Raw genomic sequence first — 20,592 nt, 5'->3', positions numbered from 1 at the left:
CGGTCTCCTAAAGCGAATTATTTTCCCCGCAGGGGGAGGAAGTATCCAGGCTCCTGTACACGGCCGCCTTCCGGGAAGAACGGCCCTGGGGCTCCACATCGCACAGGACAATGCCCATGCGCTTCAGTTCCCCGTTTTTCCATATCTTCTGGAGTCCGGCCAGATCACGCTTCTTCACGCAGCCGGCCCGCATGACGTACAGCGTGGCGTCAGCCAGCCGGGCGGCAATGCGGGCATCCGCCAGGGAGGAATAGGGAACGCAGTCCATGAAGATGAAATCATACTGTTCCTTCAGTTCCTCCATCAGCTTCCGGATGCGGTCATGCAGCAGCAGCCGGGAGGGATGGTCCGGCAGCGTTCCGGCAAACAGATAATCCAGATGATCGGAAACGGAGGACTTCTCCACCAGGGAACGCCAGCCGCCTTCCCCCGCCTGTTCCAGATCGCCCATGCCGGGCTTCCCGGCCCCGCCCAGCAGGGAGCTGAGCGTCCCCTTCCTCAAATCCATATCCATCAGCAGGACCTTCTTTCCGGCCACGGCAAGAGACACGGCCAGATTCACGGAGAGGTAGGTTTTCCCTTCCCCGGAACAGGAGGACGTAACCAGGACGCTGAGGGGCTTTCCACCGTTCTCGTCGGAAAGGGACACCATGCGCTCCGCCAGCAGGGGGAAGCATTCGGACAATTCGGAAGGCTCTTCCAGATTCACCACAATCTCCTGGTTTTTCAGCTTCCGCGGCTTGCGGGGCAGTTCCCCGTAAACGGGAATGGAGGTGAGGGTTTCTATCTCCTCCCGGCGCTTCACGTTGGAATCCAGCACCGCCGCAATCACGCACAGGAGCACCGGAATAGCCATCCCCGCCAGAAAACCCACCATCAGGATTTTAGCCACATTCGGCTCCAGCGGTCCGTTCCCGCCGCGCACGGCGTCCACCATCCGGGCATTGTCTTCCGTAGCGGCCAGGGCCAGGGAATTTTCCTCCCTCTTGTTCAGCAGGAAGACGTACAGGGATTCCCGGACGCGCTGCTCCCGCTCAATGTGGTTGACGTCCCGTTCCCGGCTGGAAACGGTCCTGATATGCTCCCGCGTCATTTCATGCTGGTCCTCCACGTTCTTCTTCTTGACCAGCAGGGACGTATAGTAATTATTCACGGAACGCCTCAGCGCATCCTTCAGGGAGCTCAAGTTGGCTTCCAGCTCCCGGACAATCGGGTTGTTGTCCCCGGCGTTCACCTTCAGGCTCGTTCTTTTCAGCAGGGTGTCATTGAAAACGCCTATCTGGTCCCGGATGCCCATATCCGCTATCTTTGCATTGATGGGCACCAGCCTGGAATCATGCTCAGCCTCCTGCTCCAGGTAATTTTTCAGGTATTCAATGGATTTGATCTCCAGGTCCAGCTCCCTCAGGTCCTTCTTGTCATTAATGCTGTTCTCATATTCCTCCGTGAGGGCGGTGGACAGGTCCGTCAGTACATTGGTCTCCCTTTTCAGGTCTTCAATGGACAGGTCATTTTTCTGCATTTCCTCGCTGATGACGTCCAGACGCTCCTCAATGAACTGGTTCGTTTTCATTCCGCGCGTGTTTTTCTCCTTCAGGGAGGCCTCATTGTAAAAATGGACGATGCTGTGCAGAATCCGCTCCGCCTTCACCAGATTGTTGCAGCGCATGGAAATATTGATCAGGTTGTTCTTTCCGCTCGCCTTTTTGACGGTCAGGCCGCCCGCCAGGCCCAGCGCCGCCTGCCTGACCGAGGTTCTTCTGACAATCACGGGAACATTCAGGCTGGCGTCATTAAACCGGGGCGTTTTCTCCACAATGAACGTCTGGGAGTCAAATTGAACCTCCTTGCCGAAGGAGCCGGTTTTCTCCTCATGCCCGGAATCGCCCACATTTTTCTCCACCCGGAATTCCTCTCCGGACAAGGGAACCACCTGGAACTTGGCGTCAGCCGCCGCGCCCTCCTGCGTGAACCGCACCGCAATGGGTGAGTCCTGGTAAATCTCCACCTTGCGGAACTTGTTCTTCTTCCAGTAGGTGACGTCCAGCTTCAGGTGCCGGACCACGGTTTCCAGCAGGGAGTGGGAGGAAAGCAGGAAGATTTCATTGTCCAGATTGGTGGTGGCCGTATTCACAATCCCATTGGTGGAGGCCAGAACCGTGGTGGCCACGGATTCCTTCGGATAATCCTCCTTGACGAGGATGGTGGTGGCCTTCCCGTAAACCTGGGGCTGCCTGGCCGCGTACAGATAGGCCAGGGGCAGGCAGACGGCCAGGGAGAGCACGCACCAGTACCAGTTCCGGACAATCCGCCCCATGATGGCCTTCGGGCTGGGGAGCAGGGATGGCGGCGCACTGCCGCCGCCGTCCAGGGATTCCGTCTTGTTGGAGAGGGCTTTCATGGGATTAAATGCAGAAGGCCAGAATGACCATGGCAATGGAGGTGCCGGAAATGAGGTAGGGGTAAATCTGGAGCTGCTCGCTGCGGGTATTCACCTTCCTGTCTGACGGAGTAACGTAAATGACGTCATTCTGCTGGATGTAATAGTAGGGGGAGTGGAACAGTTTGCTGCTCCGCAGGTCCACCTTGGACGCGATGCGCTCCCCGTCCGCCTCCCGGATGATGTAAATGTCACGGTTGCCGTCCATGTTCAGGTCCCCGGCCTTGCTCAGCGCCTCCAGCAGGGTCAGGCGTTCCCCCTTGATTTCATAGCTGCCCGGCTTGGACACTTCCCCGAGAACGGAGAATTTGAAGTTCATCAGGCGCACGCTGACCGCCGGGTCCTTGATGTAGCCTTCCTTGAGGATCTCGTTTTCAATATCCGTAGCGAGCTGGATGCAGGTCTTGCCCACAGCCCTGATTCTCCCCAGAACGGGGAACACGATGTCCCCGTCCGTATTCACGAAGTAGCCGCGCTCGTCATCACGGGGGCTGGAGACGCTGCCGCTGTCCTTGTTGAACATCTGCGCGAGCGTAGGATTCTTGCTGCTGACGGAAATGAAAAGGCGGTCGTCCCTCTTGATGACGATCTTATACTCCTTCCCGATGGCCGCTTTCTGGTCCAGCACGAGATCCTGGACGTAGTTGACTTCTTCAGGCTTGACGCAGGCGGGAAGCGCGCCCAGCAGGAGGCCCGCCACGAGAAGGCGGCTCCAAAGGGCGGGACGATAGAACAAATTAAGGTATTTCATTGGATGGATTGAGTAGGTGTTAGATGGAGAGGGGCTTTTTCAGGTCCAGGTAGTCGTATTTCTGGTAAGGGGAGTTATTGCTTTTGTATTCGGGGATTAATTGCTTCATGGCGCGGATGGTTTCCTCCAGGTGGTTGGATTCCGCATGGCGCACCAGTTCTTCAAAGGCCTGCTTCAGCTCGGACATGTCATATTTCCGGGTCTCGAAAATACGGATGCGCTGGTGCGGGGTTTCTAGCGTGTGTTCATAGTCCGTCAGAAGTTCTTCATAAAGTTTTTCGCCGGGCCGCAGTCCGGTGAAGACAATGCGGATATCCTTCAGCGGGGAGAGCCCGGCCAGGCGGATCATCTTTTCAGCCAGCTCCACGATTCTGACCTGCTCTCCCATGTCAAAGACGAAAATCTCCCCGCCCTTCCCCATCGCGTTGGCCTGAAGAATCAGGTGGCAGGCTTCCGGAATGGTCATGAAATAGCGGATCATTTCAGGATGGGTTACGGTTACGGGACCTCCCTTTCTGATTTGTTCCTTGAACAAGGGGATCACGGAACCGGCGCTTCCCAGCACATTGCCGAACCGCGTGGTAATAAACACGGTGGAGCCTTCCCCGTGCTTCTGCGCCAGGTGTTCCCCCAGGCTCTGCACGTACATTTCAGCCAGGCGCTTGGTGGCCCCCATGACGCTGGTGGGGTTCACCGCCTTGTCCGTGGAGACCATGACGAAGCGCTGCACCCCGTACCTGGCGGCCAGGGAGGCCAGGTGCATGGCGCCCTTCACGTTATTGACCACGGCTATGCACGGGTTTTCCTCCATCAGGGGAACGTGCTTGTAGGCGGCGGCATGGAAAATCAAATCCGGACGGTGCAGCTTCATGCACTCCTCCAACTGGCGGCGGTGGCAGACATTCGTAATGGAAGTGGCAACGGGAATCCGGGGATACAACTTTTCCACCTCCCGGCGCACCAGCCACAGGGGCGTTTCCGCATGGTCCAGCAGCACGATCCGGCCCGGGGCAAACGGGCACACCTGCCTGACCAGTTCACTGCCTATGGACCCCGCCGCGCCCGTCACCATCACCACCTTCCCCCTGATCCCTCCGGAAATCTTTTCCGTGTCAATGCTGATTTCCTCCCGTTCCATCAGGTCCTCAATCTGCACTTCATCCACGGCAACGCCGGAATACTCGCGGAACGACTGGATCAGGTCGTGGGAAACCATCAGTTCTATCCCCTTTTCCAGGCACACGTCCGCCAGTTTCTTTTCTCCCAGAATCTCATCCTTCCCCACAAAAATAACCCCTGACGCCTGAAATACATTCAAGGCCGTCTCCACCTCCGCGGCCTCCTTGATCAACCGTATGGGAATCCCCTTGATTTCCTTGCCGTCCGCCTCCGGAGCGGAAGTCAGGATGCCCACCACTTCATATTCCTCACTTTTCAGGCTTCTGATGAGAGAGGCTTTCAGGAGGCAGGCGTCCAGCTTGCCCACCAGCGCAATCCTCTTGCGCCCGGTCGTGGTGATGGAAGAAATGGATTCGCTGGAATTAAGGTGTTCCAGCCATCTTCTTCCGCCGATGCACGCCATGCGGCAGCCGACCAGAACCATGAAGGTGAAGACGAAATTAAAGATGGCGCAGACAACGTGCCCCTTATAATACGTGGGCCAGAGCACAATGTTAAAGAGGCACAGCAGCATGCTGGACAGCAGAATGGCCGCCATCAGCCTCTGCAAGTCTTTCATGGTCGTAAACCGGACCAGGGTTTTGTAAACGCCGGACCTCCAAAGCATCGTGCCCGTAACGGCAAGGTCAAAGAGAAGGGCCGTACCCAAGTGCTTGTCCACCCAGTCCCCCTTGTAAAGCCATTCTCCATAGTAGCAGGCGAACACGGTGACCATGGAAGAAAGCCCCAAGTCCAGCAGGAAGACGAATTTACCGCTGGCATTCAGGATGTAGTGCCGTGCGTAATAAAGGAACTTTGAAACAGGGTTATGAGTCTCAGTCATCAGCACAAAGGTTAAAGATTAAGCAGGACGCCGGTGATGCGGTCCATGTCCTCCCCGGTCAGGGAAGCGCCGGAAGGCAGGCACAGGCCCTGCTCAAACAGGCGGTCCGACACGCCGGAACCGTAAAACGGGCAGGAGCGGAATACGGGCTGCAAATGCATGGGCTTCCAGAGGGGGCGGCTCTCCACGCCGGCTTTCTGGAGCGCCAGCCGCAGCTCTTCCCGGTCAAAACGGGCCTCCTCCGGATTGATCTGCACGCAGGTCAGCCAGTGGTTGGAATGGTAGCGGGCATCCGGATTTTCCAGCAGGGTCAGCCCCGGCACGCCGGAAAGGCGGCGGCGGTATTCCTCATGAATGCCGCGCCTTTTTTCCAGAAAGGCAGGCAGGGAGAGCATCTGCCCACGGCCTATGCCCGCGCACACGTTGCTGAGACGGTAATTATAACCGATGTGCGTGTGTTCATAATGCGGCGCCTGGTCACGGGCCTGGGTGGCGTAAAACTTGACCCTGTTCCGGGATTCCTCATCCGGGCAGCAGAGGGCGCCCCCGCCGGAGGTAGTGATGATCTTGTTCCCGTTAAAGGAAAAAGCGCCGTAGGTCCCGAACACCCCGCACTTGCGCCCCCGGTACTCGGAACCGAGCGCTTCCGCGGCGTCTTCCAGTACGGGAATGCCGTACTTCCCGGCAATCTCCATGATCTCCTCCATGCGGGCGGGCATCCCGTACAGGTCCACCGGAATGATGGCTTTAGGGGTGCGGCCCGTCTGCCTGATGCGGTCCCGGACGGCTTCCTCCAGCAGTTCCGGGGACATGTTCCAGGTACTCTCCTCACTGTCCACAAACACGGGTGAAGCGCCCTGGTAAATGATGGGATTGGCGGAGGCGGCAAACGTCATGGACTGGCAGAGGACTTCATCCCCCGGCCCCACTCCCAGCATCACCAGGCCCAGATGAAGGGCGGAGGTGCCGGACGCCAGGGCCACCACATGGGTTTCCCCCAGGTATTCCTCCAGCTCCCGTTCAAAAGCGTCCACGTTCGGCCCTACCGTCGTCACCCATTTTGATTCAAAGGCTTCACGCACGAACTTTTCTTCCGCCTCCCCCGTGCTGGCCAGGGAGAGCCAGATGGTGGATTTCTTTTCCTGCGCCGGAGACGGCTTCTTTTTCAGCACCGCGGGACAGCCCGCATACGTTCCGCCCTCCAGGGCGTCACGCACCAGCGTGGAATTGGCGCCCAGAACCACGTTTTCCTTCACCGTACGGCACGGAAGCACCACGGACGCAGCGCCCAGGAAGTTGGCATTCCCCAGCGTCACGCCTCCGGATACCTTGCAGCCGTTGGCCACCACATTCCAGTTCCCCAGCGTCACGTCATGGCCGATCAGGGAGCCGCAGCTGAACAGGTTGAAATCCCCCATGGCCACGTGGCAGCTGAAGATGTGGCCAAAGCTGATGATGTTCCCCTTCCCCATGGCTACCCGGTCACGGTCATAGAATTTCACGTCCGGGGCAATGATGTTGGGAAAATCCAGCAACGGATTGTCCAGCAGGCCGGAAATGCGTTCCAGGGCCCTGGGGGAAGCAATGGCGATCACGACGGAAAGAGGCTCCTTCCAGGCGTTCAGCTCTTCCACCGTGCCCAGCACGCGGCCATATTCGTTTTCCGTTCCGGCGGGAACCCCGTCATCAAAGAAGCCGATCAAATTCCAGGAGGGAGACTCCCCGTTGATTGCCCTGAGGCAGCAGGCCGTTTCCCTGCCGAAGCCCCCGGCGCCTATAATCGCTATATTTTTCTTCATTTTCCGGAACCTGTGAATTTTTCCATGGTGGCGCTTCCTTCAGCGCTGATTCCCTGGCGTTGAACAACCTTCGCCAGCGTTAAAAAGATGATGCGGACATCCAGAAGGAAGCTCAGGTGGTCCACGTACCAGACGTCCAGTTCAAACTTGCGCTCCCAGCTGATGGAGTTGCGCCCGTTCACCTGGGCCCAGCCCGTAATGCCGGGCCTCACGTCATGGCGGCGCGCCTGCTCCTCCGTGTACAGGGGCAGGTATTCCGGCAGCAGGGGCCGCGGGCCGATGAAGCTCATCTGCCCCGCCAGCACATTGAACAACTGCGGCAGTTCATCCAGGGAGAGGGAACGCACCAGCCGCCCTGTGCGCGTCAGGCGCCGCTCGTCCGGCAGCAGTTCCCCGCGGGCGTCCCTTTCATCCGTCATCGTCTTGAATTTGGCAATCCGGAACAACTTGCCGTGGCGGCCGGGCCGCGTTTGCCGGAAAAACGGCGTGCCGTGGTTCGCCAGGGCCAGAAGCGCCATCAGCGCCAGAAACGGAACCAGCAGAACCGCCAGGACAGCCAGGGCGATGAGAAAATCCAGCGCCCTCTTGATGCAATTCCCGTAAATCATGCCGCTACCCTCCCGTAAAAATGGAGCAGGGCTTCCCAAACGATCCGGCAGGTAAACCTGCTTTCCACCTGCCGGGCCGCCTCCGCGCCCATCTTCCTGCGCCGTTCCGGGTCATCCCTGAGGGAGGCCATGGCGCAGCGCAGCGCCTTTTCATCCCGGGCCGGGACCAGCAGGCCGTTCACGCCGTCCTTCACAATCTCATTGCACCCGCAGATGTCCGTGGCGATGGCGGGCAGCTCCATGGCTCCCGCCTGCAGCAGGGAATTGGGGAAACCCTCCCGGTAGCTGGGCAGCACAAACACGTCCGCGGCTTCCAGCCAGGGGCGGATATCCTCCTGGAAACCGGGGCGGAACACGCCGGGCACATCCAGTTCTTCCCCGGCGTAATCCTCCGTCCAGCCCACGAGCGCCAGAAAAACGGGCGCCCCCTTCTCCTCTGCGCGCAGGGCGGAAAACGCGGCAAGCAACTCACGGATGCCCTTGTCTCCCGTAATCCTCCCCACAAAAACGTACAGCACGGCGTTCTCCGGCAGTTCCAGCCGCTCCCTCATTTCCCTCCGGCAGCCGGAACGGCGGAAATAGTCCGTATCTATGCCGTTGATATTGCCGTGGGCCAGGATTTCCAGCGGCTTGCCCGTCACCTTCTCCTCCACCAGCAGCTTCCTGACGCCCTCCCCCTCCGGAATGACGTGCGTGGCAAACAGGCAGATGAGGCGGTCCATCTGCTTCAGCAGGCATTTGAAGGCTCCCTTCCGGTAGGGGAAAATCAGGCCGGTGAAGGTATGGACCCGGACCGGAACACGGGCAAAGGCCGCCGCCATCATGCTCAGCAGTCCGGCCTTGGGCGTGAGGGAGTGCACCCCCCACGGGCGTTCCCTGCGGAACAGCAGGAACAGGCGCCACAGGCTCTTCAAATCCTTCCACAGGGAAATGGACCGTTCCATCTCAAGCTCCACGGTAGGCACGCCCTCGCGGCGGCGGATGCGTTCATGTTCCTCACCGGGGGAAGCCACGGCAAGAACGTCAAAGAACCCGTTCAGGTAATTCAACTGTCCCCTGAGCAGCAGGTCCAGGGAGATGGAGGCCGCCGCCACCCTGATGATCTTCTTTTTCATGCGTTGTAAATATTCATGTAAAAGGTGAAGAGGTAGATCGCCGGGATAAAGCAGGCCAGCTTCTTTTCCTGGTCCGCCCAGAACCTTTGCTTGAAAAAGGGATAGATGAAGACAAAGCCCATCAGGAACCAGGAGAGCTGCGCGAACCTGTTGCTGAACGCCGCGTACATGCAGAGAATCCAGAACGCATTGGCCGCAATGTAAATGTTCAGCAGCCACGTGTACATCACGTCCCGGTATTCCTCCCTGAACAGGAAGTAACAGCCGGAGGCAATGGGCAGAGCGCTGTAAATCAGGAAATCCCAGCGGAAGCCGACGCTGCTGAACAAGGCGGAGGAAGCCTTCAGTTCATCAGCCTGGTTGATGTAAAGGGTCAGGCGCGGATCATCGAAAAAGCCGGAGGAGGCGATCATTTCCCCAATGGCGGGCCCGGCCAGAATGACGGCGAGGATGCAGCCCAGCCACGCCGCCACGTAATACCGCGTGTCCGTCACAAACCAGGCCAGGGCGCCAGCGGCGGCCAGCAGCATCATGGACTTATGCAGGCTGACGGCCAGCACGGCGAACAGCAGCAGCATCTTGAGGTTTTTCCGGAACGTCAGGCCCAGAATCATCACGGAGGCGGCCATGCCGTTGCGGATGCCGTTGACGCCATACACCCAGAAGGTGAACATGGCGCACGCAATCAGGAACGGGATGAACCACCTGGCGCCGAAAATCCTGTAACTGGCCAGCGCCAGCGCTCCCACATACACCGCGGCACAGGTCAGGAAGTAGTCATGCACGTTGCCGTGCTGCACCCATGCATGCAGAATGACGGCAAAGAGCCATTCCCCCTTCATCCCCGTCAGCTGGGCTTTCCAGTCCCCGGCTTCCCCCTCCTGAAGGGTCCGGAATTCCGCGGCGTAATTGATGGTGTCTCCAAACTCCCCGCTTACGGGCCGCGCTCCCATGTACAAGATCAGGGCGAGCACGAACAAAATCCCGGCCATACTGTCCAGCCGGGCCGCGGAATGGGAATAGATGCCTCCCGTTCCCGCCTGATACACGGCAAACAGCACAAAAAAAAGAACAGTCCAGTTAAATAATGCTGTGTATACGGAAATGGGAACAAAGTCAAAACACATGCCAAGGCAAAAAAGGACGCGGACGCATTCTAACGGATTATCAGTCCGTTTGAAGATATGAGCTCGGGAAAGCCATTAAATTCAACATCTTAGGAAGATGGCAAAAACGCCCCGTTTTCTGGGGCAAAAATCCAAAAACATCTTAAGCTTTATATTGTCAGAATCTTCGATTGACAGCGGACTGATAATCCGGTTTCATATTTTACTTCTAAAAAACGTTTTTTTCTTTCATATATCATTACATATTGAATATAAAGAAAATAGCAAATGGCACTAATTATCCGGCAATACAGAAAACAGCTTTTCAGCATTGTTTGATGCGTCCGGATGGCCTATCGTTCCCTCCGGTCCGGGCCATGTTTCTCACGTTCCTGCCAGACAGGCACCCTTTTCATGGCGGCGGAGCCTTTAACAACCACCAGGCCCATCGGCATCCCCATGCAGACCCTCCTTCATCCCGCTCCGGAGACACCCCTCGTCAGCATCATCGTTCCCGTGTACAATCTGGAAACGTGCGTTTCCGCCTGCCTGGACAGCCTGCTGGCCCAGACCTGGCCATCGCTGGAAATTATTACGGTCAATGACGGCTCCACGGACGGAACGGCGCGTATCCTGGACGCGTACTCGGAACGGCGCCCCGGCATCAGGGTCATCACCCAGGATAACGCAGGGGTGGACGCCGCCCGCTACGCCGGCATGGACGCGGCCACGGGGGAATATGTCATGTTTGTGGACGGGGATGACGCCATTTTTCCGGACAGCGTGGAGGCCATGGTTCAAATGGCCGTCCGGGAACGGGCGGACATCGTCATCGGAGACTACGTGCGCCATCTGGACCGCTTCGGCCTTTTCCGCCGGAAGGACGGCCATATCCCGCACAGCCGGGTGGTGGAAAGGGAGGAGTTCCTCTCCTCCTACTACTCCGGCTTCTTCGGCATGGACCGCCACGGCCTCTTCTATACGTACGGGAAAATGTGCATCAAGCTTTACAGGAGGGAATTCCTGCTGGACAACCGTCCCGCCCCCAGCGGGCTGAGGTACGCGGAAGACCAGTTGTTCAACCTTCAGGTCTTTCCCGCCGCGGAACGGATAGCCGTGCTGGCAAGGGAGGTGTATATCTATAAATTCGGGGGAGTGACGGGCAACTTGTCCCTCTCCCTGTTTGACGACATGCTGCTCCTTCATTCCACCAAACTGTCCATGACGGACCGGGAAGACTGGAAGAAAAGCGAGCTGGGGGCCTTCCTGAACAACGTGCGCAGTTTTCTGGCTACTCTGGCGGTTTCCGGAAAGCTGACGGCCCGCAGCATGCCGGAGGCTCTTGAAAAACTGAACGGCAGTGCCATCTGGCGCCAGGCGCTGGAAGCCCACCCCTCCCTGAATGACCCGTTTTTCTCCGCCATGCGCCGGAATGACGCCGCGGCGGCCTACGGGGAGCTCAACCGCCATACCATCCTGAAAAAAATAGCCTACCGGATGCGCAGGGCCATCCTGAAGCTGGTGCGCTGAATACGTTTCCGCGCCGGGAACCTGCCCCGTGCTCCCCGCCTTCCTTCCATGGAGGGAAGCGGCCCCCGGAAGAGACAATTTTTTATTGCGTTCCGGGCGGGTAAATCATATACCCCACCGGTTCAGCCGCTGCTGGTTCCCCTTACACGCCATGCCTTTCCCTCCTTTCCTGAAATACCTTGGAGTCCTGCTGACGGGCTGGCTCCTCCTGTGCTCCGGCGCGGGAGCGGCGGAAAACGGTAAAATCCTGATGGTCACGGAAGCGACCTTCCCACCCTATGAATTCTGGGAAGGGAACACCATCATGGGCATTGATCCGGAAATCATGCGGGAAGTGGCGCGGCGCACCGGCAGGGAGCTGGTCATTGAGGACATGAGCTTTGACTCCGTGATTACGGCGGTGGTTTCCGGAAAGGCGGACGTAGCGGCCTCCGGCATCACGGTCACTCCGGAACGCCGGGGAAAGGTGGACTTTTCCATCCCCTACATGGAAGCGGCGCAGGTCATCATTGTGCCCAAAGGCTCCCCCATCCGGAGCAGGGAGGACATCCGCGGCAAAAGAATAGGCGTGCAGCACGGAGCCACCGGAGATACCTACGTTACCCGGAACATCCAGCAGCCGGAACGCTTCCCCAACGGAGCGCTGGCCGTGGCGGCCGTAGCGGCCGGCAAGGTGGACGCGGCCGTGATTGACCAGGACCCGGCCAGCATGTACGCGGCCGGCAACGACCGGCTGGAAATCCTGCCGGAGCCCCTCACCTCCGAGAGCTACGCCATTGCCGTGCGCAAAGGGAATCCGGAACTTCTCCAGGACATCAACACCGCCATAGCGGACATGAAAGCCTCCGGCAGGCTGGAGGAGATACGGGCCAGATACGCGGCCATGCAGGTGAAATCCGCCGCGGAGGCCGGAAAACACGCCGCAGGCGGAAACTGGCTGGAAAACGCGTGGCTGGACCTGAAAAGCTCCTTTGACGTCAATTTCATGCAGGAGGGGCGCTGGAAATACCTGGCCAACGGCTTCCTGGTCACGCTGGAAGTCTCCTTCTTCTCCGTCCTGCTGGGCATCCTGATGGGCTTTGTGGTGGCCGTCATCCGCGCCACGCATGACAAGACGGGCAGCCTGCGCTTCCTGAACGCCCTCTGCAAACTGTACCTGACGGTGATCCGCGGCACCCCGGTGGTGGTGCAGCTGCTGATCATCTACTTTGTGATCTTCGGCACGGTGGACGTCAGCAAGGTGCTGGTGGCCGTGGTGGCCTTCGGCTTCAACTCCGGGGCCTACGTGGCGGAGATCATCCGCGGCGGCATCATGTCCATTGACAAGGGGCAGTTTGAAGCCGGGCGCAGCCTGGGCCTGGGATACTCCCAGACCATGGTTTTCATTATCCTGCCCCAGGCCTTCAAGAACGTGCTTCCCGCGCTGGGGAACGAGTTCATTGTGCTGCTTAAGGAAACCAGCGTTTCCGGCTACATTGCCCTTCAGGACCTGACCAAGGGCGGGGACATCATCCGCAGCCAGACTTACACCGCCTTCATGCCCCTGACGGCGGTAGCCCTGATTTACCTCTCCGTGGTCATGCTGTTCAGCTGGCTGCTCGGCAAACTGGAAAGGAGACTGAAAAACAATGAATGAACAGCCCGGGAACACGCCCATGTTCCAGATCAGCCATCTGGTGAAGGAATTCAATGCCGTGCATGCGGTGAATGACGTCACCACGCAGATTCACCAGGGGGAAGTGGTCTTCATCGTGGGCCCCTCCGGCTCCGGAAAAAGCACCTTCCTGCGCTGCCTGAACCTGCTGGAGGAGCCTACCTCCGGGGAAATCCGCTTCAAGGGGGAACCGATCACCGCCCCCCATGCGGACGTCAACAAATTCCGCCAGCACGTGGGCATGGTTTTCCAGCACTTCAACCTGTTTCCGCACCTGACCATTCTGGAAAACATCACCATAGCCCCCGTTAAAACGGGCCGCTCCACCAGGAAGGAAGCCGTGGAACAGGCGGAGGCCCTGCTCCGGCGCATCGGCCTGTACGACAAGCGGAACTCCTATCCCCTCCAGCTTTCCGGGGGGCAGAAGCAGCGCATCGCCATCGTGCGCGCGCTGGTCATGAATCCGGACGTGATCCTGTTTGACGAGCCCACATCCGCCCTGGATCCGGAAATGGTGGGGGAAGTGCTTTCCCTGATGAAGGACCTGGCGCAGGGCGGCCTGACCATGGTGGTGGTCACCCATGAAATAGGCTTCGCGCGCGAGGTAGCCTCCCGCATCCTGTTCATGGACCAGGGAAAAATCGTGGAGGAGGGGCCTCCGGCCCAGCTCATTGACCATCCCTCCAACCCCCGGTTGAAGGAATTCTTCTCCAAGGTGCTCTGATGCCCTTTTACTCCCGGACTGTTCCGTCCAGCCCCATCTTCATGTCCACCGGGAGGGGGACCATCCCCATGTCTTCCTTGCGGTATAGCCTGATTTTCAGCTTGCCGAGGTCCGTCCCGGCATCCACCGCCATGGACTGCCCGGTTCCGGAACGGCCGGAATCGCGGGAGATGATACCGCTGACGAAATCCGTCTTCAATGGTTTTCCATCCCCGTCCATCAGCTCCCAGGAAGTGATCCGGTAACCCTTGTCATTCCAGAGCATGGCTTCCAGCAGCCATTTTTCCCCCATGCGGCGGGAAACCTTCACGGACAGTTCCTCCGTTCCCGCATCTCCCGCCACCGCCAGGTCTCCGGCGCATTCCTGCGGTTCTTCCTCCGGTCCGGCAAGAGTCACAGGGAATGAGACTGCCCCTTCACTGAGGGAAAAATCATAAACCGGGCTGGGAACCTCACGCGTTACGGGGAGGCGGAAGGTGCCATGCAGCCGAATCCATTCAGCCTCCGGAGAAGGAAGCTCCGGGCATTCCCCCTTGAGCATGGTTACTCTTATCTTCCCCCTTTTCCTGGTGTGCAAATTCCACACGTCAAAGGTTACAGCGCCCAGTTTCCTTCCCGTGGAGTCCTCCGCCTCCAGGCTCTGCCCGCCCGCCTGGCCATTCCCGTTCAGATCAAACGGCTCAGCCACCCCAAAGTTCAGCGCAAAAGACAATTTAACGGCCCGGGGCGCCTGCTCCTCCGCCTCCCCGGCTTCCCCGCAGCTGATTTCCATGCTCCTGAGCCCCGTTTCCACAGGAATCTTTGGGGCGCCGCCATCACCGGCCAGGGCGCCGAGGGCGCAACACATCATCCAGCAGGCTAATCCGGCAGTCTTCATTTTTTCCCCTCCTTTTTCTCCCCACCCTTCCGGACGGGTTCCACGATGCCACCCATGCCCGCCTTGAAGGACACGGGCACCATCACCTCCTGCAAGCCGGAGGCATATTTTACGGCCATCTTGAACCGGTCCTTGCTCTCTGTGCCCATCCAGATGTTCTGCAGCCAGTAATACTGGCCGTAACTGCCATGGAATGCCTCGTAAGATTTGGAAACGTCACCCGGACGGCCGTCCACCGTAAAAAATTCCAGCTCCTTGATTCCGCAGGGTACGGGGGTCTTCACCAGGATAACGGCCGCAACTCCCTCCCTGCCCTTCCGGCGGTTCGGGCGGCACCATTCCACCGTGACGGAAGCGCGCACGTCACTCTCCTTCCCCAGGGCGGCGCCTTTCAATACGATGGACGTTTTTTCTCCATCTTTCAGGGAGAGCGTTACTTTTTCCGACAGTTTTTCCGTACAGGACACGGCTACAGGCATGCGGCCCCGCACGGACATCCACACGGAGCGGGGGGCCGGCCTCCATTTCTCCCCCCGGATATGGAGGTTTGCCCGGAAAGCGGCAGACTTGTCACAGTTCTCCGCCGTGCAAAAAGACAGCAGAGGATTCGGCATGCGGGTGCCGCGGGAATCCGCCACTTCCGGCTTTTCCCCGTCCTGGCGCACATACGCCACCCGCCAGGGAGGGTTACACTGAAGCCTTAGATTCCACTGGACGCAGAGCCCGGGAGAAAGCCCGGACTCGCCCAGCTCTCCATACTGGAACTGAAGACTGTCAAACTGCGCCTGCACCCGGGGCCGGGAAAGGATTTCCGCGTGCAGCGCTCCCGTCATGCAGGCTGCCGGCAGCAGCATCATTAATAAACGCAACATCGCAAAAAGGCAGAGGTTGATTCAATATAAGCCGCTTAACCGCCAATACAATCAAATAGAACAACAAACAGGCGCAGGAGCGGAATCCCCATTACTTTTTCTTGTCCCTGATCTCTCCCCTCATCCCCAGCCTGACGTCCACAGGCACGGCGACGGGTTCCAGCGGAACGTTGTAAATCATCCGGAACCGGAGCTTTTGGAGATTCTCCGGAGCTTCAAACTGAAAACGTTTTGTCCATGACCTGGAATTGGAACTCATGCTGGAGCTTCCCCCTCTCTCATCGGCCTCCAGAACTTCATCCTTCTCATTGAGAATTTCAAATTGGTCCAGGTCAAACGGGGTTTCCACCGCCAGCCCCAATTTTACTTCCACCATCTTCTTCCCATTCCTTTCAAACGAACGGCATTCCTCAATGAAAAACCTGCCTGCGGGTACGCTTTCAGGGATGACGATGTCTTCCCCCGCCTCTTCCTCCCGGTCATCATTACCCGGCAGCGGGGCATGCATTTCAACCCCTTGTTGCAGAGGCAGCTCATGAACCGTACTCTTCATGGAACGGGAGACGGGCACGCGGAAGACGCCCTTCAGCCGGACCCAGGAGGCGGAGGGAGAAGGAAATTCTCCCGCAACTCCATTGACGGATGTCTTCACCACCCCCTTTTCACTCCGGGGATACATACTGCTCATCTCAAACTCCACCGGAGCCAGTTTCCTGCCTGTGGAATCCGTCGCCTCCAGATACTGGAGGCGGTCATTATACTGGCTTAAAAAGCCCAATGGCTCCCTGACGCTGAAGTTCACAGTGAATTTCAGCTTCAGCCCGGATTCCTGCGGCTGGCCATTGATCCACACTTTGTCTCTTTCCACCCCGACGGAAGTAAAAACAGCCTCCACCGGATTTTTCCCTTCCGGCTTTCCTCCGCCCCAGGCGGCCACTCCTGAAACCATGGCGGCGCACAGCAGCGCCCGGGTACACATCATGCTCCAACTCTCCATGCTAATCCTCCCTGTTCCGGTTATCCGGTTGTTTCACTTCTCCAAACATCCCGCACCGGACATGGACGGGAACCATGATTTTTTTTAATCCTGCCGCATATTTAACGGAGACCTTCAGTTCTTCCATCTTATCCTCCTGCATCCGGAAATACCGTTCCCATTCATAATGCTTAAGGGAACTTCCGTAGCTGGAACCGTAATTCTCCGCCAGCAGCGGAGCGCCATCCATCGAGTACAGTTCAAAGTCCAGAAAGCCGAGCAGTGCGGAAGAAGTCATGCTGATCCTTAGCGTACGGGCTTCCCCTCCGGCTTCACCCTCCTCATAATAGCCTTTCAATTCCACCTTCACGTCCTTTCCGTCCACTCCGGCATTCCTGAGAACCAGCGGAACGGAAAAATCCTTTACCGCCACCTTGAGCGCAACACTTTCCGAGACGGCGGAATCACTGGACATGATGAAGGGGATCTCCCCCCTGGCTTCCACCCATCCGGCGCCTTCCGCAGGGAGCCAGGAATCCGTTTGCAGGGAAACCGTTCCGGCCCTGCGGGCCTGTTCCGATGAATGGGATGCGCTGTAACTGAAACGGCGGACGGCGCAGGAACTTCCTTCCGAATCCGCCAGAGTCAGCCTGGCGCCGGACTCTTCACCATCAACCACTTTCCATGAAGGGGATGTTTCCGCTATCTTCAACTCCATGGAAAACGACCAGGACGGAGTTAAAGACGGCCGCACGTTCCGCAGATTCGTTTCCCATCCGTCCAGGGAAACGGAGACGGCAGGTTCTTCAGGACTTTCCTTTCCGGCGGCGCCGGAAAAAGCGGCCAGGCAGAGAAGAGCCAGGGTGGTCAGGCAATAATGACACATAGGCAGGGGGTTGGGACTTTCCCACCATAGCAGGTTTCCCGGACAGGACAAGTTGAAAACGGCCCGCCATCAAAGAACCGTCCCCAATTCCAACAAAACGCTACGTGGCTTTCTTTTCCGCTTCCGCCCGTATTTCCCCTCCCACTCCAAACCTGACGTCCACGGGAACGGTAACATACTCCGGCGCTGTCTTGTAAATCAGCCGGACTCTGCATTTGCCCTGATCCATCTTTTCCGGGGGAGAAAACGTAAAATCAGCGTACCAGCATTGTGACTGTTCATCAATGTCGGACCTGTTGGGACTCGTGTACTCCATCACCTCCCCCTTCCCGTCGAGAAGCTCGATTTTTTCCAGCCTAAACCGATGATTGGCGTCCAGGCAAATGCGCAGGGCGAGCTGCTTTTCTCCATCGCCCCTCTTCCACTCACACTTCCCCACATAAAGCTCTCCCAGGGGCAGCTCATTTGACTTTACCACATCATCCGCATTCCTGGCATAACCCTCCTCACTGCCCGGCAGCGGAATAAGAGAAGAAGCCTCCGCCTTGAAGGGGAGTTCATAGACGGGACTTTCCAGCATGCGCACCACCGGAACCCTCAGGTTCCCCTTCATCCGGACCTGCGTACAGCCGGCAGGCGGCAGGCAGACAGCCGCGCCCTGAATTTCCGCATAACTCACCCCTTTCTCCTCCCGTCCGTTCAGCCAGCCCGTATGAAACTCCACAGGAGACAATTCCCTGCCGTCCATATCCCACATCTTCACAGATTGCCTTTCCGCAACGGAGCGGGTTTCAAAGTCCCAGGGTTCAGGAATAAAAAGCACCGCCTGGCACTTCCACTGCAAATCTCCTGTTCTTTCCCCATTTTCCGAACTCCGCTCCAGGCCCGCCTTCGTAAAGGCTATTTCCACCTTTTTCTCCTCCTTTTCACTGCCGGCGCCCCGGCATGGCTGCCAAGCCGCCAGGCAGGCGCAGATGCCGAACCATAAATAACGCATCGCATTCATCATCCTTGTCCACCTGAAGTTTCTCCGGCCATTCCGGACAGGCCTATTTTCATATCCACAGGTACATCCACCTGCTCCAGTCCGGTCATATAATTCACAAAAACCTGTATTTCCCCCTGTTCACCGGGGTCCAGCCCGTAATTCCACTCCCACTCCCATGAAGAGCGGCCGCCGGAACCGGGAGATTGGCTGCTGCACCAGTTCCTTCCTATAACGGGAGTGCCGTCCGGCTTCATAAGCGTCACGCCTTTCACGCCAAGGAGGCGTGGAGAGCTCAGTTTCACACTCATATAGATCTCCCCGGAACTCTTGTTAAGGGACCATTCCAGGGTCACGGCAGTCTTGACATCCCCCGTCCGGCCGTCATCCATCAACCCGCCGCCTTTCAGAACGAGAGGCCTTTCCTCCTTTTTCTCCTTCATGGAGAAAAGCGCCCCTTCAGACAGCATTTCTTTTTCCCCGGTGACAAGAGAAACATTTCCTGTCACGCTCACCCAGCGGGCGGCCGGGGAGGGGAGCCAATTCTCCATTTCCATCGCGAGTTCCGGATCACTGGAACTCAGAGAATCCCGATAATCAGACGGGGCGCCGGACGCGCCGGAGGAATCACCTATCTTCAGATGAACGCCATCCTTCCGGCAGCCTATGATTTTACCAGGAGCAGGAACGGAAAAGCCCAAAACCACCATGAATTTTTTCCGCGTTTTTTTCATTCCCGGCTTCCATGGGGTTTCACTTGCAGCCGACAAAAGAGACACGGAAACCATCTTTTCCGGCGGAACTTCATCACTCCGCGCGGGAACGTTTGCCGACAGGCAAACCGCGGAGAAGACGGGAATAAGTTTCATCAGGGCAGTTTTCACAATACTTCACGCTAGCATTTCTTTTTCAAGGAGCAAGGGCAAAATGAAGACGGCAGGAATTCACCGCCGTTCCATGCCTCCGACAACTCCGGAACCGTGATCTCCGCCATCTTTTACAGCGCAATATCCACGCGATAGGCCCCGTCGATCAGCACATAATCACACCCGTGCCGCCTGCACTGTTCCAGGTTATCCCGGTTTTCCCGCAGCAGCCTTTCCCGTGTGCAGGAGGCGTCCTCCAGCCGCCGCTCCATCACGTTTGCGTGGTTCATGATATCATGGTAATGCCGGCGAATATAGTCCTCTGAAAAAATCAGGCACACATACCGAATCTGCTTCAGACTGGCGGAGTCAAAATCCTTTTTCCAGTCAAACGGGATGTAGCAGCCTTCCACCACCAGATTCTGCCTGTTCTCGACCGCGGTTTTTACGATTTCCCGGATGATGTTCCAGAGGAAGGGCGTCAGCTCTTCATCGGAACTTTCAGGCGTGAGAGAGCACATTCCGCTGCGTATCAGCCCCATTTTTAAATGGTCAATGGACAAATAGGGATAGGAGTACTTTTCCAGCACCCGCTGCGCCGCAAGCGTTTTTCCCGTATGCGAACCGCCGCCAATCAGTAAAACCATCGGAAATCCCTCCATGACGGGCGTCCGGGACGCCTAAAATTCCAGTTGCTCCGCAAGCTTGACCTCGGCAAACATGCCGTTCAATCCGGCCATATAGGCATCATGCACGACGTTCGCCGGGATGGAATTCCCCATGATCTCCAGATCCCTGGCGGCGCAGGCGTCATAAAGCAGCGTCACCGGAATGCCGTAATCCTTCGCGGCGCGCACCGTGGTATCAATGCACATATGGGTCATCATTCCGCAAACCACCAGTTCATCCATTCCCGCCGCCTGTAAAAGCTCCTGAAGATTCGTCTGGAAAAAGCTGTTGGGGGCGTGCTTGACCACAACCGCCTCCCCTTCCATGGGGGCAATATCCGGATGGATTTCAGAGCCGGAGGTGCCCGGAAGGAAAAAGGCGGCGCCGGGGCGGGTGTTGATATGCCGGACAAAGATAACCGGGCATTCCTTTTCCCGGAACCGGTTTAACACGGCCCTGACCCGTTCAAGGGCTTGAACGGAACCAACCAGTTCACAACGCCCACCGGGAAAGTAATCATTTTGAACGTCAATAATCAGTAATGCACGCATAAGTTTCTGCCTCCGCCATAATTTTACCGCCGGGCGTTTTTCCAGTGTATTACTGAACCCCTCCGTTGTCAAATACGGGCGGGCACGGCCGCACGCTCCCGGGCCGCCCCCTGCCCCGGCTGATGCCGGAAGGAAAAAACACCGCGCCGCAGACTCATTTGGCACATTCCCGGCCTTCAGG

The 20,592-nt window shown here is 57.9% G+C and carries 18 protein-coding genes and 2 pseudogenes; 4 read left to right on the top strand and 16 right to left on the bottom strand.

Annotated elements, in window-relative coordinates; all coding sequences use genetic code 11:
* Positions 1-7: 7 nt before the first annotated feature.
* The 8 genes and pseudogenes from ABGM91_RS07715 to ABGM91_RS07680 form a co-directional block, all read right to left on the bottom strand.
* Positions 8-2,401: a hypothetical protein gene (locus tag ABGM91_RS07715; RefSeq protein WP_354831102.1), complete on the bottom strand. Its 2,394-nt coding sequence runs from the start codon at positions 2,399-2,401 to the stop codon at positions 8-10.
* Between the two features lie 4 nt (positions 2,402-2,405).
* The gene (locus ABGM91_RS07710) at positions 2,406-3,191 is read right to left on the bottom strand and encodes a polysaccharide biosynthesis/export family protein (protein ID WP_354831099.1); all 786 of its coding nucleotides are present in this window, start codon (positions 3,189-3,191) and stop codon (positions 2,406-2,408) included.
* Between the two features lie 19 nt (positions 3,192-3,210).
* The gene (locus ABGM91_RS07705) at positions 3,211-5,193 is read right to left on the bottom strand and encodes a nucleoside-diphosphate sugar epimerase/dehydratase (RefSeq protein ID WP_354831096.1); all 1,983 of its coding nucleotides are present in this window, start codon (positions 5,191-5,193) and stop codon (positions 3,211-3,213) included.
* Positions 5,194-5,204: 11 nt separating this feature from the next.
* Entirely contained in the window at positions 5,205-6,320 is a 1,116-nt protein-coding gene (locus ABGM91_RS07700) for an aminotransferase class I/II-fold pyridoxal phosphate-dependent enzyme (RefSeq protein WP_354834840.1), read from the bottom strand.
* Positions 6,321-6,761: 441 nt separating this feature from the next.
* Positions 6,762-6,992: pseudogene (locus tag ABGM91_RS07695) on the bottom strand (serine acetyltransferase); the annotation flags it as partial.
* The gene (locus ABGM91_RS07690) at positions 6,989-7,597 is read right to left on the bottom strand and encodes a sugar transferase (protein WP_354834838.1); all 609 of its coding nucleotides are present in this window, start codon (positions 7,595-7,597) and stop codon (positions 6,989-6,991) included. The gene ABGM91_RS07690 and the pseudogene ABGM91_RS07695, both read right to left, overlap by 4 nt.
* Complete coding sequence (locus ABGM91_RS07685; protein WP_354831093.1) at positions 7,597-8,715, bottom strand: glycosyltransferase family 4 protein; 1,119 nt, start codon at positions 8,713-8,715, stop codon at positions 7,597-7,599. The genes ABGM91_RS07690 and ABGM91_RS07685 overlap by 1 nt, the downstream gene beginning before the upstream one ends.
* The gene (locus tag ABGM91_RS07680) at positions 8,712-9,842 is read right to left on the bottom strand and encodes an EpsG family protein (RefSeq protein ID WP_290566291.1); all 1,131 of its coding nucleotides are present in this window, start codon (positions 9,840-9,842) and stop codon (positions 8,712-8,714) included. The genes ABGM91_RS07685 and ABGM91_RS07680 overlap by 4 nt, the downstream gene beginning before the upstream one ends.
* Positions 9,843-10,235: 393 nt before the next feature.
* On the opposite strand from ABGM91_RS07680, the gene ABGM91_RS07675 reads away from it, so the two are divergent.
* The 4 genes and pseudogenes from ABGM91_RS07675 to ABGM91_RS07660 all read left to right on the top strand — a co-directional run bounded on the left by ABGM91_RS07675 (position 10,236) and on the right by ABGM91_RS07660 (position 13,729).
* Positions 10,236-11,351 (top strand): glycosyltransferase, encoded by a 1,116-nt coding sequence (locus ABGM91_RS07675; protein ID WP_354831090.1) that lies wholly within the window; start codon positions 10,236-10,238, stop codon positions 11,349-11,351.
* 151 nt (positions 11,352-11,502) lie between these two features.
* Positions 11,503-12,222 (top strand): annotated as a pseudogene (locus ABGM91_RS07670) (transporter substrate-binding domain-containing protein); the annotation flags it as partial.
* Between the two features lie 114 nt (positions 12,223-12,336).
* Complete coding sequence (locus ABGM91_RS07665; RefSeq protein ID WP_343212566.1) at positions 12,337-12,987, top strand: amino acid ABC transporter permease; 651 nt, start codon at positions 12,337-12,339, stop codon at positions 12,985-12,987.
* Positions 12,980-13,729 (top strand): amino acid ABC transporter ATP-binding protein, encoded by a 750-nt coding sequence (locus ABGM91_RS07660; RefSeq protein WP_354831088.1) that lies wholly within the window; start codon positions 12,980-12,982, stop codon positions 13,727-13,729. Before ABGM91_RS07665 ends, ABGM91_RS07660 begins: the two co-directional genes overlap by 8 nt.
* Before the next feature lie 7 nt (positions 13,730-13,736).
* Here ABGM91_RS07660 and ABGM91_RS07655 read toward each other — a convergent pair whose 3' ends face one another.
* The 8 genes from ABGM91_RS07655 to ABGM91_RS07620 all read right to left on the bottom strand — a co-directional run bounded on the left by ABGM91_RS07655 (position 13,737) and on the right by ABGM91_RS07620 (position 20,411).
* Positions 13,737-14,606, bottom strand: a complete 870-nt coding sequence (locus ABGM91_RS07655) for a hypothetical protein (protein ID WP_354831084.1) — start codon at positions 14,604-14,606, stop codon at positions 13,737-13,739.
* Positions 14,603-15,463 (bottom strand): hypothetical protein, encoded by an 861-nt coding sequence (locus ABGM91_RS07650; RefSeq protein ID WP_354831081.1) that lies wholly within the window; start codon positions 15,461-15,463, stop codon positions 14,603-14,605. Before ABGM91_RS07650 ends, ABGM91_RS07655 begins: the two co-directional genes overlap by 4 nt.
* A gap of 106 nt (positions 15,464-15,569) precedes the next feature.
* Positions 15,570-16,460, bottom strand: a complete 891-nt coding sequence (locus tag ABGM91_RS07645) for a hypothetical protein (RefSeq protein ID WP_354831078.1) — start codon at positions 16,458-16,460, stop codon at positions 15,570-15,572.
* Between the two features lie 16 nt (positions 16,461-16,476).
* On the bottom strand, positions 16,477-17,340 hold the full coding sequence (locus ABGM91_RS07640) for a hypothetical protein (RefSeq protein WP_354831075.1): 864 nt from the start codon (positions 17,338-17,340) through the stop codon (positions 16,477-16,479).
* A 100-nt stretch (positions 17,341-17,440) separates the two neighbouring features.
* On the bottom strand, positions 17,441-18,337 hold the full coding sequence (locus tag ABGM91_RS07635; protein ID WP_354831072.1) for a hypothetical protein: 897 nt from the start codon (positions 18,335-18,337) through the stop codon (positions 17,441-17,443).
* Positions 18,338-18,345: 8 nt separating this feature from the next.
* Positions 18,346-19,059: a hypothetical protein gene (locus ABGM91_RS07630; protein WP_354831069.1), complete on the bottom strand. Its 714-nt coding sequence runs from the start codon at positions 19,057-19,059 to the stop codon at positions 18,346-18,348.
* Between the two features lie 263 nt (positions 19,060-19,322).
* Complete coding sequence (locus ABGM91_RS07625; protein WP_354831066.1) at positions 19,323-19,838, bottom strand: adenylate kinase; 516 nt, start codon at positions 19,836-19,838, stop codon at positions 19,323-19,325.
* A 33-nt stretch (positions 19,839-19,871) separates the two neighbouring features.
* Positions 19,872-20,411 carry a cysteine hydrolase family protein gene (locus ABGM91_RS07620; RefSeq protein WP_354831063.1) on the bottom strand — a complete coding sequence of 180 codons (540 nt, stop codon included), beginning with the start codon at positions 20,409-20,411 and terminating at the stop codon, positions 19,872-19,874.
* Positions 20,412-20,592: the final 181 nt, after the last annotated feature.

Source organism: Akkermansia muciniphila, assembly GCF_040616545.1.
Taxonomy (GTDB): domain Bacteria; phylum Verrucomicrobiota; class Verrucomicrobiia; order Verrucomicrobiales; family Akkermansiaceae; genus Akkermansia; species Akkermansia muciniphila_E.
The sequence above is the reverse complement of the archived record's forward strand: the minus strand, read 5'-3'. Positions and strand labels throughout refer to the sequence as shown.